This window comes from uncultured Thiodictyon sp., assembly GCF_903828115.1.
Classification (GTDB): domain Bacteria; phylum Pseudomonadota; class Gammaproteobacteria; order Chromatiales; family Chromatiaceae; genus Thiodictyon.
On sequence record NZ_CAIKKU010000351.1, the window covers coordinates 1 to 3,371 of the forward strand.

A 3,371-nucleotide genomic window follows, 5' to 3' on the forward strand; every position below is an offset into this window, starting at 1 on the left:
AATCGGAGAAGCGATGCACTTTGGGGTGCAAAAGAATCCCGGGCGCTACGATAATCTCGACAACGACAACGACAACGACAACGAAAATGGCGCGACAGGCGGTCCCGAATGAAATTGTTCAATTTATCAATGAACCGTTGCCGGAGATCTTTGACCAAGGTCCAACACCGATGACTGCCGTCACCTGCGAACTCTGCCCGCGCGCCTGCGTGATCCCCGAGGGGGCGGCGGGGGATTGCCGTATCCGGGTCAATCTCGGCGGGCGGCTGCGTGCCACGACCTATGGGCGGCCCTCCGCCATCCATGTCGATCCGATGGAGAAGAAGCCCTTATACCACTTTCACCCCGGGTCGCAGGTCTTTTCCATCGCCACCGCCGGGTGCAACCTGCATTGTCTCAATTGCCAAAACTGGCAACTGTCACAGCGCGGCGGGGAGGAGATGGAGGAGGTCTATCGTGCCGACCCGGCGGAGTTGGTCGCGGCGGCGCGGGACGCGGGCTGCCGCGCGCTCGCCTACACCTATTCCGACCCGATTGTCTGGTATGAACATGTCGAGGACAGCGCCGTGCTGGCCCGCGCCCAGGGGCTCGCCAATGTCTTCGTCACCGCCGCCTATATCAACCGCAAACCCTTGCGGCGGCTGTGCCGGGTGCTGGACGCCACCAACGCGGATCTCAAGGCCTTCGACGATGGCTTCTATCGGCGGGTCAATGGGGGGACCCTGAAGCCGGTCCTGGAGGCCCTGGTGACCTTTCGGGAGGAGGGGGTCTGGACCGAGCTGACCAACCTGGTGATCCCGACCCTGAACGATGACCTGGCGATGATCCGGCGCATGGTCCGCTGGATCGTCGCCGAGCTGGGGGTGGACACCCCGCTGCACTTCAGCCGCTTCCACCCCGAGTACCGGATGCGCAACCTCCCGCCGACCCCGGCCGCGACCCTGCAACAGGCGCGCGCCGAGGCGCAGGATGCCGGCCTCAAGTATGTCTATATCGGCAATGTCATGGGGGATGCAGGCAACTCGACCTACTGCCCCCGCGACGGGACCCTGCTGATCGGGCGCAGCGGTTTTGTCATTACCCATTATGGGCTGACGGCGCAGGGGCGCTGCCCGACCTGCAATGATCCGATCCCCGGGGTCTGGTAGTCCCTGGTGGTCGAAGAAAGATGAAGAGGGGGCGGAAATGAACGCAAATGAACGCAAATACATGAAAGTGCTTGGTGGGAGTGGCCTCCGGCCGCGATGCGGTGCCGCGGTGAACTCCGATGCGGCGTTTCCGGTGCTGCCCGTCGCGGCTGAAGCCGCTCCCACAGCGTCGCTGCGCGACTTTCACGGTAAAGCCTCGACCTGCGGTGCGCGACCCCCTGGGGACGGCCGGAACCATGATCAACGCCTGTCCCGGCGAGGCTTCCTTGGTCTTTGCGTCGGCCTGCTTGGCCTGACCTGCCCCCCGATCGGGGCGCCCGGCCGGCAGTCCGGTCCCGCTGCCGGGGGCGACGCGTGCCCCCGGGCGCTGGCCGCCGGGCCGCGCGAGCGGGCATTACACGAGGCGGACTTCTATCGACCCCACGAACTGGCCGGATGAGGACACCACCATGGAATACGCCCTGAGTGCCTTCAATGCGCCGTGCAGCAGAGACAGCAAATTCGCTCTTATTTGCGCTCATTTGCGTTCATTTGCGGACAATCTTCTGTCCGCCGCACCGGCCGCGCCGCTGCGCGTCCTGCTGCTGCTCGGTCTGACCCTCCTGGGTCCGGGCGTCACGGTGGCCGCGGGCCTGCGCGAGAGCGCCCTGGCCGGGTCCTGGTACCCCGCGGACCCGGCGGCGCTCGGTGCGCGCGTGGACGGCCTGCTGTCCGCCGCCCAGGCCCGCCCGCCGGCCGGGACCATCCGCGCCCTGATCGTCCCCCACGCCGGCTATGACTACAGTGGACCCACCGCGGGGCAGGGCTACGCCTTGGTCAAGGGCCAATCCTACCGCCGGGTGCTGATCCTGGCACCCTCGCACCACAGCGGCTTTCGCGGCCTCTCGGTCGACACGGTGGACGCCTATCGCACCCCGTTGGGCGAGGTCCCGCTGGACCTGGAGGCGGTCCGGACCCTGCGCGCCTCGCCGCTGGTGCGCGCCGATGGGGACGCCGGGGGCGCCGAGCACAGCATCGAGATCCAACTTCCGCTGCTGCAACGCGCCCTGGCCCCGGGCTGGCGGCTGGTCCCGGTCCTGGTGGGGGACTTGGCGGGTGCCGACGACCGCACCGCGGCCGAACTGCTGCGCCCGCTGGCGGATGCTGATACCCTGGTGGTGGTCTCCAGCGACTTCACCCACTACGGGCCGCGTTTCGGCTATCTGCCCTTTGCCCTTGACGGGCAGATCGCGGAGCGCCTCGAAGACCTGGACGGCGGGGCCATCGAGCGGATCCTGGCCAAGGACGCGGCGGGCTTTCTCGCCTACCAGGCGCGCACCGGGATCACCATCTGCGGCTATCGGCCGCTCGACATACTGCTGCGGATGCTCGGGCCCGGGGCGCGGGTGGAGCGCGTCGCCGATACCACCAGCGGGGCCCTGACCGGGGACTATCGCAACTCGGTGAGTTATGCGGTGTTGGTGGTGACTGATCCCGCACCCTTGGCGGCTGCGGCCCCGGACTTGTCGCAGGCCGACGTCGGGGACTCCGCAACGCAAACGCAGCCCACGGCACCGAGCCGGCCTTCGGCGGTCGCGGCGCCACCCTCGGAGTCGGACCTCAAGGCCCTGCACCAACTCGCGATTCTCTCCTTGGACCGGGCCGTTCTCGGCCCCTCGGCGGAGCGCGACGAGGCCGCCCGCCAGGTCGCGGCGGCCCTCCCGGACCACCTGCGCGTCCCCGCCGGGGCCTTCGTCACGCTTAAGCTCCATGGGGAACTGCGCGGTTGCATCGGCACCATCGAGCCCCGGGAACCGCTGGATCGTGCGATCATCGCCAATGCGGACAACGCCGCCCGCCGCGACCCGCGCTTCGACCCGGTGGCGCCCGCCGAGCTCAGGGACCTGGAGGTCGAGGTCAGTGTACTGACGCCGCCGCGCCCCATCGCCTCCTGGGAGGCGTTCCGGGTCGGGGAGGAGGGCATCGTCCTGAGCAAGGACGGGCACCGGGCGGTGTTCCTGCCGGAGGTCGCGCTGGAGCAGGGGTGGACGCGGGAAGAGACCCTGTCCTACCTGGCGCGCAAGGCCGGGCTGCCCGCGGACGCCTGGCGCGACGGGGCGAGCTTCACCGTCTTCACCACCACCAAATACGCGGCGCCTTATCCGGGAGGAACGCCGGGGCGCTGAAACTGATCGGGAGTGCTTTTGGCACCGTTGTCGTTGTCGTTGTCGTTGTCGTTGTCGT

At 68.2% G+C, this 3,371-nt stretch carries 2 protein-coding genes; both read left to right on the top strand.

Annotation, left to right across the window (positions count from 1 at the left end):
* Positions 1-20 precede the first annotated feature (20 nt).
* Positions 21-1,148 (top strand): AmmeMemoRadiSam system radical SAM enzyme, encoded by a 1,128-nt coding sequence (gene amrS / locus QZY48_RS12980; protein WP_295431277.1) that lies wholly within the window; start codon positions 21-23, stop codon positions 1,146-1,148.
* Between the two features lie 449 nt (positions 1,149-1,597).
* Entirely contained in the window at positions 1,598-3,313 is a 1,716-nt protein-coding gene (amrB, locus tag QZY48_RS12985; RefSeq protein WP_295431278.1) for an AmmeMemoRadiSam system protein B, read from the top strand.
* The last annotated feature ends 58 nt before the right edge of the window (positions 3,314-3,371 follow it).